The sequence below is a fragment of the Mucilaginibacter sp. A5337 genome (genome assembly GCF_059690695.1).
On record NZ_JCAWEC010000001.1, the window covers coordinates 1,155,553 to 1,169,302 of the forward strand.

11 protein-coding genes and 1 tRNA gene are annotated in these 13,750 nt (G+C 42.1%); 4 read left to right on the forward strand and 8 right to left on the reverse strand.

What is annotated here, in order from left to right:
- The first annotated feature begins 215 nt into the window (after positions 1–215).
- The 4 genes from AC59JO_RS04760 (at position 216) to AC59JO_RS04775 (ending at position 4,120) form a co-directional block, all read left to right on the forward strand.
- Positions 216–1,271: an alpha/beta fold hydrolase gene (locus tag AC59JO_RS04760; RefSeq protein WP_413669435.1), complete on the forward strand. Its 1,056-nt coding sequence runs from the start codon at positions 216–218 to the stop codon at positions 1,269–1,271.
- A 153-nt stretch (positions 1,272–1,424) separates the two neighbouring features.
- Positions 1,425–1,895, forward strand: a complete 471-nt coding sequence (locus AC59JO_RS04765; RefSeq protein WP_413669436.1) for an organic hydroperoxide resistance protein — start codon at positions 1,425–1,427, stop codon at positions 1,893–1,895.
- A 245-nt stretch (positions 1,896–2,140) separates the two neighbouring features.
- Entirely contained in the window at positions 2,141–3,235 is a 1,095-nt protein-coding gene (locus AC59JO_RS04770; protein ID WP_497303737.1) for a metallophosphoesterase family protein, read from the forward strand.
- A gap of 468 nt (positions 3,236–3,703) precedes the next feature.
- Positions 3,704–4,120 carry an acyl-CoA thioesterase gene (locus AC59JO_RS04775; protein ID WP_497303739.1) on the forward strand — a complete coding sequence of 139 codons (417 nt, stop codon included), beginning with the start codon at positions 3,704–3,706 and terminating at the stop codon, positions 4,118–4,120.
- A gap of 118 nt (positions 4,121–4,238) precedes the next feature.
- Here the strand turns inward: AC59JO_RS04775 and AC59JO_RS04780 are convergent, their stop codons facing one another.
- The 8 genes from AC59JO_RS04780 to AC59JO_RS04815 all read right to left on the reverse strand — a co-directional run bounded on the left by AC59JO_RS04780 (position 4,239) and on the right by AC59JO_RS04815 (position 13,750).
- A complete protein-coding gene (locus AC59JO_RS04780; protein ID WP_413669439.1) occupies positions 4,239–4,634 on the reverse strand; it encodes a DoxX family protein in 396 nt (131 codons plus the stop codon).
- A 220-nt stretch (positions 4,635–4,854) separates the two neighbouring features.
- Positions 4,855–7,035 carry a TonB-dependent receptor gene (locus tag AC59JO_RS04785; protein WP_497303741.1) on the reverse strand — a complete coding sequence of 727 codons (2,181 nt, stop codon included), beginning with the start codon at positions 7,033–7,035 and terminating at the stop codon, positions 4,855–4,857.
- A 77-nt stretch (positions 7,036–7,112) separates the two neighbouring features.
- Positions 7,113–7,508 carry a hypothetical protein gene (locus AC59JO_RS04790; RefSeq protein WP_497303743.1) on the reverse strand — a complete coding sequence of 132 codons (396 nt, stop codon included), beginning with the start codon at positions 7,506–7,508 and terminating at the stop codon, positions 7,113–7,115.
- Between the two features lie 149 nt (positions 7,509–7,657).
- The gene (locus tag AC59JO_RS04795) at positions 7,658–10,099 is read right to left on the reverse strand and encodes a TonB-dependent receptor domain-containing protein (protein ID WP_497303745.1); all 2,442 of its coding nucleotides are present in this window, start codon (positions 10,097–10,099) and stop codon (positions 7,658–7,660) included.
- Between the two features lie 110 nt (positions 10,100–10,209).
- A complete protein-coding gene (locus tag AC59JO_RS04800) occupies positions 10,210–12,141 on the reverse strand; it encodes a M56 family metallopeptidase (RefSeq protein ID WP_497303747.1) in 1,932 nt (643 codons plus the stop codon).
- Between the two features lie 23 nt (positions 12,142–12,164).
- Positions 12,165–12,548 carry a BlaI/MecI/CopY family transcriptional regulator gene (locus tag AC59JO_RS04805; RefSeq protein ID WP_497303749.1) on the reverse strand — a complete coding sequence of 128 codons (384 nt, stop codon included), beginning with the start codon at positions 12,546–12,548 and terminating at the stop codon, positions 12,165–12,167.
- Between the two features lie 244 nt (positions 12,549–12,792).
- Positions 12,793–12,866 (reverse strand) — tRNA-Asn (locus AC59JO_RS04810).
- Positions 12,867–13,057: 191 nt separating this feature from the next.
- The gene (locus tag AC59JO_RS04815) at positions 13,058–13,750 is read right to left on the reverse strand and encodes a hypothetical protein (RefSeq protein WP_497303751.1); all 693 of its coding nucleotides are present in this window, start codon (positions 13,748–13,750) and stop codon (positions 13,058–13,060) included.

The window sequence follows — 13,750 nt, forward strand, 5'->3', positions numbered from 1 at the left end:
AAAAGGACTTAATATTATTCCAAACTGTCCGGCTATCTCCGGGTAATTTAAAATAACGGCAAATCCAACTGGGGGTATGTCTAACTGAAGTCACCATTTGTCCGGTTCATACATCACCCCCTTTCATAATCTGGATGGCGGCGTACTTTTGTTATGCCCAACGATGAGGAATGCATCTAAAGGTGAATTTATTAAACAAACTAATCTTGAAAAACATGAACAACGAAACAACCTTCAGCCGCCGCCGCTTTCTTGGTATTACCGCACTAACAGTTGCAGCAGCAGAATTAGGCGGTCTCGGTTTGCTTAAAGCCGAAACCAGGCATACTGATTCATCAAACCAACAAAATAACCATTTGTCTACCGCAACCTTCGATACCATTAAACAGGTAAAAACAAGCCTGCTTGATATTGGGTATGCAGAAAGTGGCCCGGCAACCGGACAGCCTGTTATTCTGCTTCATGGATGGCCATATGATATACATAGCTATACTGAAGTATCAGCTATACTTGCCAAAGCCGGGTACAGGGTAATAGTACCTCATTTACGCGGGCACGGCACAACACAATTCCTTTCGGCACAAACTTTCAGGAACGGGCAGCAGTCAGCAATAGCAACCGATATAATCGCACTGATGGACGCCCTGAAAATAGACAAAGCAATTATCGGCGGGTTTGACTGGGGCGCACGTACCGCTAACATTGTGGCCGCCTTATGGCCCGAACGCTGCAAAGCAATGGTTTCGGTAAGTGGTTACCTGATAGGCAGTCAGGAAGCTAATAAAAAACCGCTGCCTCCAAAAGCTGAGTTATCATGGTGGTACCAGTTTTATTTTAGTACCGAGCGCGGCCGCATGGGGTATGAAGCCAACAGGCGCGATTTTAACAGGCTTATCTGGGAAACAGCATCACCCAACTGGAAATTTGATGATGCAACCTTTGCACAAACAGTGCCATCATTTGACAATCCAGACCATGTTGACATCGTGATCCACAATTATCGCTGGCGCCTGGGACTTGCCGAAGGTGAGGCAAAATATGACGAAATGGAAAAAAAGCTGGCAACTGCTCCTCCTATCATTGTGCCCACCGTAACCCTCGAAGGCGATGCCAACGGAGCCCCTCACCCTATGCCAGCCGATTATGCAGCCCGTTTTAAAGGTAAATATGCACACCATACCATTACCGGAGGTATAGGCCACAATTTGCCGCAGGAAGCACCCAAAGCCTTTGCCGATGCGATTATCGAGGCCGAAAGCTTTGCAAAATAACCCTGATGACGCAGAGCATCAGGGCCCTCTGCGCGAGACCCTGAGTAGACAAAAACAAAACGTACAAAGCTTAAAGCTGATGATTGATCATAAATTATAAAATCAATTAATAGGCTTTTATACAACATTCTCAAAATTGAAACACTAAATATAATGGAAACAATAACAGTAATTGACGTTACCAATAACGCGCAGATCAATATAGACAAAGTACTATACACAGGTAAAGTAAAAACAACCGGTGGCCGTGAAGGTGCATCCAAAAGTACCGACGGGCGTTTGGATGTAAACCTGTCGACCCCGGGCGGGCCGGGCAGCGGGACTAATCCCGAGCAACTATTTGCAGCCGGATGGTCGGCTTGTTTTATCGGAGCAATGAGACGTAACGCCGCAGGATTGCAAATTGCCATTCCAAATGATACCGCTGTTGAAGCCGAGGTTGACCTGGCAACAACCGGCGAGGGCAGCAACCTGGCCTTTAGCCTTCAGGCACGCCTGCATGTATATCTTCCCGGCCTTACAAACGAGCAAGCTCAAACTGTTGTAGCAGCAGCACATCAAACCTGCCCATATTCAAAAGCCACACGTGGCAATATTAATGTTCATATTAGTGTTTCTGTTTAAGAACAGGTGCAACAAAAAATAGCTATCAACCGGCTACAATATACCCTTCAAATTCGGGTTATGTTGCAGCCGGTTTTGTTTGCGTCCCATTGTGGTGTCGTGCAGATTTAATTAATCATGAGTAAATCCCCATTTAACTACATTTAACAACGCTTATTTTTATCTAACACATACATCTTTCAGGAATAAATAAATAGCTTTATAACATCAATTAGTTATACAACCTTCCTTAACGCTATCGAACTATGAAAAAACTTTTGTTCCTGCTACTCGCCGCCTTTCCTGCATTTAGTTATGCGCAAAAAGATTCGATATTGGTACTATCAGATGTACATGTACACCTGGACACAACATGGAGTACCTTTTATCATACGGACACAGATTCCTCGCTCTTTTTGTCGGCGATCAACAATATTAAACCGGGAAAATACCCATTTATCATTATGCCCGGTGATCTGCTCAAACATAAGGGTCATAGCAAGCAGGTAATGAAAACGACGTTTGCCTATATTATTAAGCATATCCACAACATAGATAAACGCGCGATCATCCTGCCTGCATTAGGGAATAATGATTGCATGGCACATAATATACCCAACGCTGAGACTTATGACGTTTTCTATAAATCCCTGCTCAAACCAATCGATCAGAATGGGAAAATAAAAAAGACATTTTATAAAGGAGGGTATTACGCTTACGAAAAGAATGACCTGTCAATTATTGTATTAAACACGGTGCTTTTTATGAGTGAAAATAAAAACCTGGCACCGGCAGCGCAAGCTGAATTAAAATGGCTGGAATACAAATTAAGTACACTTAAACGCACTCAATCGGTTTGGCTCGTTTATCACGTCCCTCCGGGCATCGATCGTTATTCAAAATCGCCCTCATGGCAGGATAGCATTCAGTTGGCGTACACACGCATTATAAAAAAGTATGCTTCGCTTATCAAATTTCAACTGGCAGGGCATACCCATATGGCTGACGTTAAATTAATGATCAATAACGGAAAGCTGCTCTCCCCTGTTGTGATAGCCCCGGGCCTCGATACACGGAACGGAAATAACCCAGCCTACCAGGTGATGCATTATAATAAACAGGATAAAAAGATAAACGAGATAAATACCTATTATACCGATTCCATAAGTAATCTTAAATGGCATTCCTTTACTTTCAAAGATCTTGGTTTTAAATTCCTGCTGGATTGTAACCACGGCAGCAGTATAGGAACCGGGTTTGTTAAGCATTACACTATAGATAGAGGCACAACAAAGTCTGCAGACGGATCAACCATCGCCTGGAATGAAGATTTTTGCACGACATCGAAAATAGACCATTGAGGCTTCAATGAAATGAATATACTATTTTTTCGTCCACTCAAGGTCTCTCATAGATTTAAGTTGACCCACAAAATCAATGGTCAAATTGGGTAATGTGCGTGAGTTGAACCCCTCTGGGGTTCGGGAACGGGTGTGACGTTTGTTTCTACAAACCTTTTCCCCCTCTGGGGATTTTTATAATTTAATAAACAGGTATTAATTGCCCAGGGATAGGCGCACCAGAGTTATAAAAGGTTTGAAATACCCCTGGGTAAAACAAAACGCCTTGCTGATTAAACTACAAAACATTTTTGTGGGTTAACTTAAATGTGCGAGAGCTCCTGATGGGATAAGAACATAATTACAATTTTGAACTATCTTCAAATTGTTCACCGTTTACCAAATAAAGTTCACATCTCTCATTTTAGGGATTTCCTAAAACGAAAAGGTTCAATAGCTTTGCTATCTAACAAAGAAGAACAAATTACTATGGAATACACAAAAACCTATATTGCAAAAGATGAACATATAGACGTGCAGGAAATTATGGACGGTTTATATTATCCGTTTTATATGGAATACTGCAGGCACGATTATATCAGGGAAATACTGGGCTTTGATTTTGAAACCGAAGCTAAAAACGGCGTTTACATGGTACTGTCAAACTATAGCATCAGCTTTTTGAGGTCATTAAAAAAGGGGGACGAATTTAAGGTTACCTGCACCCTTTATACCGATAAAGAAGGCTTACCAAAACTGCATTTTAAACAATCTATCATATGCAATAATAAGGTGATGACCAAAGCAGTATTTACAGGCACCTGCGTACCGGCAACCGGCGGCAGACCCTATTTACCTGCATCAGTATTGGAAAAGATAAAAGATGCACCTGTTCTTGAAGATTAAATTTCAGCACTGTTTTATACAAAAAGAGGCTATCCTTATCGGATGGCCTCTTTAATATTTTATAGATTCATGTGCTTTGTAAAACCGGTTTTGCTTTGCAACGCCAGTTTGTTACTTTTTACAACGCAGCTGGCTTTGCGTATGCTGCAGGATAAAGTTTACGGAACATTACGTAAGTAACCGTTACCATAATAAATGCAACGATAGCATCTATGGTAGCAAGAAAATTGAGTACGGCTATTTTAGATAAAAAGGCAAATATGATATCGAAGAAAATACCGGCAAATACCCACTCTTTTAACCTAAGGAATTTGTTGGGGGTTAAAAGCACCGCAACACCTGAAAGCTTAGCAACACCAAGGATATAAATAAAGTGTGGAGGGTAACCTAATTTTAGGGTGATATCCCATACAAACTGGTTTTTGGTGAGTTCTCCAAATCCGCTTGCGGCAAACCATAATGAAGTTAATGCTGCTCCTATCCAATAGATTGTTTTTACTGTTTTTGTTGTCATGATCGTAGTTTTTATTTTGTTTGATGACTCAAAATTGTAGCAAAAACAGCAAAAACCTAAGTGCTTTCAGAGCGAACCAGACAAATGGACCTTCCATCCAGACAATCTTAAACCTGAATACGTTATATCATTGATTCACTTTGGCTTACAAACGTAAAAAAACCGCTTAAAAAAGCGGGGCTGAATGAATGCCTTCTCTATGATATTAAAAAAAACAAACCTATTTGTTCAGCAACTTGACTCTGATCCCGGCATTAACAACGGCACCATCCAATGGGGCATAAATGTCTTTGAAGTTGGGGTTGGTTAAACTTTCGGTATAGATACCGGCCCACCTGGTTTGGCGCTGATCGGTCAGGTTTTCTGCATTTACGAAAATGTCGAAGTGCTTCCACATCTTCTGTACCAGTAAGCCAAAGGTGGTATAGCCCTTACCAGTGGTACCATCCGACAATAATTGCGGCGCGGTATAAAAACTCTCGGCACCAAAACAGCAAACACCTTCTATCTCATAAGTGGCATCAAAACTTAGTTGATTTTTGGGTGTTAATGTTTGCGGTATGCTTAAGCCGTTAAAATGAGTTTTAGTATCCGTATAGGTATACCCCAGGTAAAACACCAGTTCGTCCATCACCAGTTTGATATTGGTTTCGGCTCCCTTTGAGTTTAAATAGCCCGGGCCATTAATAAAACTGTTGTTTTGCAAAATGAGCGGCCTATTTACACGGGTAAAAAAGAACAATTGATTAACATTAATAAATGCTTCATCGCCCAGCGCACTACGGTAATTAAGATCACCGTTTAAACCATATGACTGCTCAGCCCGGGTAGCACCAATATTCAAGGGCTGAATATGCCTATAGCCCTCCTGTTCGCTTTCATCATTAAACAACGATGGCATCTTGTAGCCTAAGCCACCACCTAAACGACTGCTCAACCGGTCATTGACCTTAAATAAAGCGTTTACTCTTGGCAAAATAAATAAACCCGACGATGGCTTTGCAGGTGCGGGGGTATTGTCATCCAGCCTCAAGCCGCTCTCAAGCGAAAACCAGTTATTGGCCTTAAAGGTATTTTGCACAAACGCCCCTAAAGTTGTTAAATCATAATTGAAGCTGCTTTGTGATGGTTGCGCTGTAAAATGATCCGTAACTAAATTTACACCGGCTACCCATGAGGCTTTTTCGCCATTGCGTACGTAATTTAATTCGCTAAATGAAGATAATTGCTTCCCTTTAAAGTCGAACCCGGGCTCACTTAACGTCCGGTCGAAATAGCCAACGGCATTCTTAAAATTAATGCGGCTTTCCCCGTTTATTTTATGAGTAAAGGATAAATAGGTTGAGAAACGCGTTGTTTTATTACGCTCAAAATACTGATGAATACCATTCGGTTTGCCGTCGATCACCTGCATATCGCCGCCGAACCTGTTTTCAGCGGTTAGGTTAACCCCCAACCAGCCCGAATTACGGTCATCCAGGTACAAAAACACTTTAGGGTTAATGCTGAAGCGTTTGGTTAGGGGTATGGCACTCAATCCGGTACCTGATGGGTCATACTCGCCGTTATAGTTATAAGAACCAAAGATAGTTGTACCTATATGCTGCCATTTCCGGCTGTAATAGCCGCTTGCATCAGCACCTTTTGCACTTGTACCGTTAAGCATAAAAGTTAATTCCGGATCTTTTTCCGGCACTTTGCTAATCAGGTTAACTAAACCGGCTATGGCGCCGCCGCCATAAAGCGTGGAAGCAGAGCCTTTTATGAATTCAACCTGCCTTAAATTGAGCGGACTGATCTGTAATAAGCTAAGGTTACCGGAAAAGCCTGAGTAAAGCGGCATTCCATCCTGTAATAACTGTGTATACCGGCTATCCAGGCCCTGGATACGGAAACTGGCATTACCGCTTACTGCCGAGGTTTGCTGTACATGGATCCCTGTTGCTTCGCCCAGCAACATCTTAATATCACCAGGCCTCATGGTACTCTTTTCATCCAGCTCCTCTAAGGGCAGCGCTTCAATCCGGGTGGGGATGTCGCGCAAATTTTGGTTGGTGCGGGTAGTTTGAACAGTAACCTCCGCCAGCTCACCTCCCGACGGCTCTAACCCTATAATTACAAGCTTTTCGGAGTGCTGTGCAGGAAAGCTGTAAACTTTTTCGCTTTTAGTAAAGCCTACATAGCTTACCTCAATCTCGTATTTACCATTGGGGATATTGGTTATGGTTATTAAGCCGGCGGTATCGGTGCTTACACTGATCTTCAAATCAGGAATGGTTACGGTAGCGCCTATTAATGCACTTTTTGTTTGATTGTTGATCACCTTTGCCACAAAGGTATTTTGTGCCATTACCCAATGCGACAATAGCATACAAAGAAATAGCATGAAAACTCTTTTCATGAATATATAAATAAGTTAGCCATGGCATAGCTATGGCTTGCATAAAAAATTGATGGATAAAAAAACAGAAAAACCGATCAGGCTATCGGTGGCCTGAAATACTGATCGCGGCATTCTGAACTATGATAGCGGGGACGATAAATTGGCTCATTAGCCAGCTGTTGTCCGGTATCGCTAAGAAACAAGATGGTATGCTGAAGGAAAAAAATTGACAATGTGGCCTGATGCTGAAACTGCAAAGCATTTTCATTCCTGGGCTTTGCGTCATTTGCATTGTTTCCGAAAAGCTCTTTGCCGTGAAGTAAATAATCACCTACAAAATCACATATATCCGGCTCACCTGCCTTTACCTCACAGTATGACCGGTACATTGCAGGCAGATCCTGCATGAGCGAAAAATCACTCAAGGGAAAAATGATGCTTCCTGCTAAAAAATAGCAGGCCAGCAAAATCCCGGTGATTGAAACCCTCATGGGGCAAAGATAACAAACCTAATATTTATTTCGGCTGATAGAAAAACTTGCAATAAACACAATATAATGCCCCCGGGGCTGCACATAATTCGAACCAACTGATGGAATAACAGAAGGGTTAGATTCAGTCCCTTTTGGGTTATAAAAAATTAATTCTTTACCCTGTTCTGCTCACTTTCGGCACCATTGGCATCGTGCTGTCGCTGGCCGGATATGGTTTTCCCAAAACGGTAACTAAGCGATATCACGCCGGTACGGGTGTCACCCAGGTTTCGCCAGTTAGCCTGGGTTTGATTTAAGTTATTGATTACGCCAGTGTTTTTAAACGTATAAAAAATATCATTTACCACCAGTTTAAGCGTAGTTTTTGCCGAAAGTTTTTTAGAAACAGCCGCGTTCACTTTGCCCCTGCTGCCCATTACAAATTGTGCGCTGGTAACCTTGCTCTGGTAACCGCCATCCAACTGAATTGTCCAGTCGTTAGGCAGTTTAAAGGTAAAGATAGGCCTGATGAAGAAATATGTGCCCTTACTATCCAGCAAACCGGTATAAAAATTACTTACCGAATGGATTTGGGATACCCTTCCGTTAATATGAAAGTTAAGCCATTTGGCAGGATCAAATGTACCATCGAACGAAAGCGTTTTGATAGTATAGGTGCCAATATTACCGGGGCGGCTGTAGTAAATACCGTCAACAATTTCAATGGTTTCTTCTACATCATCTCTCGATCGGCTGTAGCTCAACGTTGTAGTGAACCTGTTTTTATAAGTGTGTGCCAGCTCAAAGTTATCGGTAAATGTAGGCCTTAAGAAAGGGTTGCCGGTATAGTAGGTGAACTTATCAAGCGGTGAAAGAAACGGGTTAAGATCCTGATAATAAGGACGGTCAATACGGCGGCCATAGTTCAGGCTCAATTGGTTCCGGTTAGCGGTATCCAGCTTGTATTGCAGATAAATAGTGGGGAACAGGTTGGTATAATTGCGCTTAAAGGCCGAATCCGGCTTTTGAGCGTTGCCCAGTTGATGCCCGTTTGATATGGTATTTTCCATACGGATACCAGCCTGTACCGACAGTTGCTTATAATCCTTAGTTGCATTGATATAAGCGGCATTGATGTTTTCTTTGTAGATAAAATGATTGGTTTTGCCATAATCCGGAGTCATGGTCCCTCCAGCAGAATAAAAGTAATCGGCAATATTGTCGGTATGGGTATAGCTTGATTTTAAGCCGGCCGAGAGTTTCACACCATTTTTCAGCGGATGATCGTAGTCTGTCTTAGCCGAATAGATGTGAATATGCGCGGGAAGCATCCCTGTCAGTACCTCGTTCCCAACCAGTGTGCCATCGGGCAGGAAGCTGCTGTTGTTAAATAATTGGTTATTATTGGTGTAATAGTCGAGATAATCAAGATCTGCAGAAAATTCATGCCCGTTTTTATCAAACTGGTGGCGATAGTTCAGGTTGGCGCCTCCATTTTTAAAAGTGCCGTGTTGCTGATTATGGGCGATAATGGTTGAGTCGGGCTGATTAGCCGCATTTGAAAACTGACTGGTTACCGGGCTTTTGGTATTGTATGGATTGTAAATACCGGTAAGGTTAATACCGATAGTGCTTTTATCGGAGATATAATAATCGGCACCAATTTTTGCAAAATAATTGTAGCTCTTGCGCCTGATATAGGAGTTTTGAATAAAGTTAGAGGTAATATTACCTTGTGCATTTTCAAAGTGGCGGTTGATATCCAAATCGCTGAAACCGTTGCCATTATTGAAACTCAGGTTACCAAATATGTTTACCCGGTTGTTACGGTAATTAAAATTGAGGCTGTTATTGGTTTTGGCGTAGCGCCCCTGGGTATAATTAAGGTTAAGGCTGCCGTTGAAACCTTTAACCTTATTTTTCCTGGTGCGGATATTGATCACTCCGCCATTACCGGAAGCATCATATTTTGCGGGCGGATTTGGCATGAGCTCAATCTGGTCGATGGCAGCAGAAGTTAGTGATTTAAGGTAATTTTCCAAATCTGGGCCTGAAAGGTACGTAGGCTTATCATCTATAAATATAGTCACTCCCTTTCCTTGTAAACTTATGGCAGCATTTTGATCAACGATAACGCCCGGCGCTTTCTCCAATACTTCAAGCGCGGTGCTGCCGCTGTTGCTGATCAGGGCTTCGGGGCTGATGATCGTCCTGTCTATCTTTTGCTGTACAAAAGGCCTTTGCGCACTTACGCTTACTTCTTTAAGCGCCGTGCCTGCCATCTGCAAAATAACAGGCTCCAAAACTTTATCCTGCTCCAATTGCAATATGCCTGATTGATATCGTTTATATCCCATCATGGTAACCGATAGTTTATAACTGCCCGGTTTCACTTTGAAGCTATAAGCCCCTGAAGCATCGGCAATGGCAGTTTTAACCAGGGCAGAATCCCGGCCATTGAGCAGATAGGCCGTTGCGCCGTCCAAAGGTTTATTATCCGCGCCCATCACTTTACCGCTAAGGTTAACGGCGATGTTTTGGGCCGATGCAAAAGTTGAGGCAATAGTTATCCAGGCGACTAAAAAAGCCGCAATTTTTATTTTCATCATAAGGTGTATGGTTAAGTTTTAAATGCTGATCATATGTTCATTTATGGCAATAGTTATCCTGCTCATGCTTTAGCGCATAAATCAATTACTGTCGATATTGTATTTGTAGGTTATTGCGGCTGATCGCCGGCTGCCGTTTGTTCAGAATAGTTGAACATCCAGGCCCAGCTTCCCTGCTTACCTTTTTCGGGTTGCTTTACGTATGCTTTCTTAAATTTCTGATAAATGTCGTCGGGTATCCTTTTGCCGTTAACAATAAACTCTGTATCGCTTAATTTAAATGAGGTTAGTTCATCGCGGCTATGAATAATACCTTCGGTAATGAGATCATCGGTTAGCTTAGCCCGGTTAGAATCATCATGATAAGCTTTGTAATTGGCCGGATAAGGATTAACAGCACTATAATTTGCGGCTGTGGCATGATAAGCCTTACTGCTTGCGTCATAAGCACCCGATGTTGGTTTAAGGCTGCCAAGGTTTCCATTAAGCTTCCTTAAAGCTGGCTGGCCGGTTGTATTGCCGGCCGCCCAATTGGCATTTATTGGGGTTATCGGATCAGCCTGCCGGGCCACCTTTGCTGCCTTTGCAACATAAGCAACAGGTGCAACTACCGGCTTGCGTTGCATTTCCTTATCAACAATAAGCAAAAAAGGTGCATATTCATCAGGCCGTATAGTTTTGCCATTAACCTGCATGGAGGTAATTCTTTCATATAATGAATTCACCTGGTATAATACACCATCCATCTTGAGCAAGCGGGTTTGTACACCGCCATTAGATGAGGTTAGGGAAGTATGGTCGCTAACCTCATCAGGCCGGTAGATCCTGAACCGCGAGGTATCATACTGTGTTTTATAGGAAGTATCCTTTGCCGCCGACGAAACCGTATGTACATTTTTTTCAACGCGTTTGCGCCTAACAGGATTAACCGGCGATTTTGTTTGCTTGCGGGGCGCCAGCGCCGCTTTACCGGCATGCACCATCTTGTGAACTAACTGATCTATGTTTTCCCTGTTTGAAAAAGCCGTTGTGAGCAGGACTGTCGAAACCAGGGCAACAGCCAGCATTGACCGTTCCATTACGTTCAACGATTGATTATTATTAGAAAGGATCCGCTTTACCCGACCCATCAGTTGATTTTTGCTGCCACTAAGCGCCATCGCATAAGCAGGCGCAGCCAATTGGTATTCCTGACAAGCCACCAGTGCTTTAATATAAGTGACTTTATTAGCGGTATGCTTAATCACAATATCGTCGCAGCAGTTTTCACGTTCGGCACGGATAAGCGAGACTATCCATAGTACAGCGGGGTTAAAAAATAACACCACCTCCATCATACTTACCAACAGGTTCATGATATAGTCGCGGCGGCGGATGTGTGCTAACTCGTGCACCAGGATGGTTTCGATCTCTGCCGGGGGCATGGCTGTGATTAGCCCTGCCGGGATCAGGATCAGCGGTTTTAGATGACCTATAACCATAGGCACTTTGGCTATTCCCGATTCGGCAATGTTAACCAGGCGTTTAATACCTAATTGCAAAGCCAATTGTTTTACCCGGCTTTCCCAATCCTTGCTTACAGCCAGGATTTGACGGCGACGCAGATAGTAAAGGCCCTGTAAACCGGTCATTAACTGCAAGGTGCGCACCATCACCACCAAAAACCAGATAAAAACAATGCCATTAGAATGCTCATTTAAAAAACCTGAGATAGCTTTATAATCGCTTGGTTTTGAACCGGATTGAGGCTGCGCAATAACATTTGCATTGATGGTGATCTGCCGACCGGCTACTGACGTTGCCTTAAGCGCCTTTTCCTGGTTTAATTCGTATACAAAAGTGAATGCAACTGTGCAGGCAAAAATTGCCAGCCCCGCTATTAATAAATTATACCTGTTTGCCGGGCTCGAACGCCGGGTGCAAACTATAATGATACCCGCCAATGCAGCAAGTAATACGCCCTGCCACAGCGATTGGATCAGCGTACTGCAAAGTGCTTTAACCAGGTAATCGGGCATTGCTTTTACAATGGTAACATCCATAACGATTTGGTTTACTGAATTAGTTATTCTTCCAGTTTTTTAAGCAGGTCTTTGATCTCCTGCAATTCCTCCTGCGAGGTTTTTTTGTTCCCTAATAGCTGCATCACCAGTTTACCGGCCGAGCCTTTATACATGGTATCCACAAACTTATCCAGCAGATGCGCCTTGGTTTGCTGCTCCTCCTCTACTACACTGTATATGTGCTTCATCTGGCTTTCATCGCGTTTCAGGATACCTTTATCGGCCATGATTTGCATGAGCTTTAACGTTGTGGTGTAGTTTACATCCTTTTGCTTCAACAACTCATCATTTACCAAACGTACAGTTAAAGGGCCTTTTTCCCATAATACCTGCAGTATTTCGAGCTCAGATTTAGTGGGTTCTATCGGTTTGTTTGGTGTATTCATATCTATCTCCCAAACAAAGGTAGAAAAGTTTTCGTACGAAACAAATATTAGTTAGGAAATTTTTCGTAGGTTTAAAATAACAGGGCCATTAGCTGAAAGTTAATGATAACGAGGAAGTTTTAATGTCGAGCTTTTAGTATTCGATTAATGAAATTTCAAACCTATTTTAGTTTCGACACACTTTTTTATCACTCTGAAAGTTACGGGCATAAAAAAAGCCCCACAAACATGTGAAGCTTTTTCGCTCCTGAGGCTGGGCTCGAACCAGCGACCCTCTGATTAACAGTCAGATGCTCTAACCGGCTGAGCTACTCAGGAATCTAATCCGGTTGGGGATTGCAAAAGTATAATTTTCATTGATATTTCACAATTTTATTCAATTTGTTATTAACATCATATTACCTGTGCTAACAATTGAGCTACAAGCCGCTGAAAACATGCAGGTTTACTTCTCTCCCTATAGTTAAATCTTCCTATGCCAAAAACAATTAAGCTAACAGCGAGAACATTTATTGATCATTAGTGAATTTAGCAATTAACTCAGAGGCTTCATCAACAGCTACTGGGGAGAGTTTTAGACCCTCTCTGTTAAATACCTTTTTACATAATCTCTTAATTTTTCCGCTCAAGCGGTAATAAAGATATAAGAAAGAGATAATACAAATTAACAGGATAAAAAGTGTGTCTATTTCGAAATAAAAAACATCACTTTTTAAACTTTTGAAATCGTTAATCCACTTAAGTATTGCTGCGCCGATAATAATTAATGGAAAAATCAGTACGTATATCCAGTATATAAGTGTTGTTAGCCATGGCATGTCATTGAAATAAAACTTCCCTTCCCGTGTTATTACCGGACTGGTTAACTTTTGACACAATTGATCTTCCAATTGATGAATATATTTATATAACCGCTCAACTGTTGTATTAACCTGAAAATAAAGCATTGAGGCCCATAACAACGCAAACGTGATAATATTACTAATAAAATTAAAGTTGATATGAATGTCGCCTATTTTGTTTTTAATAACCACTGCAGCTATTTGTTTTGCATTATCCGGACTGGTTAATTGCAAGGAGAATACAGCTATTATAATAAGACAAGTTAGGGTATATGCAAACCTTTTTTGTAGTGCTTCCTTAATCTGATCGAACGTATCCTTATAATGTTCGTATAAAATTTCAAGAGACTTTTCTTCCAT

Excerpts from the sequence above, each read along its gene's own strand:
- AC59JO_RS04805 (WP_497303749.1), bottom strand. The coding sequence starts at position 12,548 with ATGAATACACCAAACAAACCGATAGAACCCACTAAATCTGAGCTCGAA.
- AC59JO_RS04800 (WP_497303747.1), bottom strand. The coding sequence starts at position 12,141 with ATGGATGTTACCATTGTAAAAGCAATGCCCGATTACCTGGTTAAAGCA.
- AC59JO_RS04780 (WP_413669439.1), bottom strand. The coding sequence starts at position 4,634 with ATGACAACAAAAACAGTAAAAACAATCTATTGGATAGGAGCAGCATTA.
- AC59JO_RS04770 (WP_497303737.1), top strand. The coding sequence starts at position 2,141 with ATGAAAAAACTTTTGTTCCTGCTACTCGCCGCCTTTCCTGCATTTAGT.
- AC59JO_RS04775 (WP_497303739.1), top strand. The coding sequence starts at position 3,704 with ATGGAATACACAAAAACCTATATTGCAAAAGATGAACATATAGACGTG.
- AC59JO_RS04795 (WP_497303745.1), bottom strand. The coding sequence starts at position 10,099 with ATGATGAAAATAAAAATTGCGGCTTTTTTAGTCGCCTGGATAACTATT.
- AC59JO_RS04785 (WP_497303741.1), bottom strand. The coding sequence starts at position 7,035 with ATGAAAAGAGTTTTCATGCTATTTCTTTGTATGCTATTGTCGCATTGG.
- AC59JO_RS04765 (WP_413669436.1), top strand. The coding sequence starts at position 1,425 with ATGGAAACAATAACAGTAATTGACGTTACCAATAACGCGCAGATCAAT.
- AC59JO_RS04815 (WP_497303751.1), bottom strand. The coding sequence starts at position 13,750 with ATGGAAGAAAAGTCTCTTGAAATTTTATACGAACATTATAAGGATACG.
- AC59JO_RS04790 (WP_497303743.1), bottom strand. The coding sequence starts at position 7,508 with ATGAGGGTTTCAATCACCGGGATTTTGCTGGCCTGCTATTTTTTAGCA.
- AC59JO_RS04760 (WP_413669435.1), top strand. The coding sequence starts at position 216 with ATGAACAACGAAACAACCTTCAGCCGCCGCCGCTTTCTTGGTATTACC.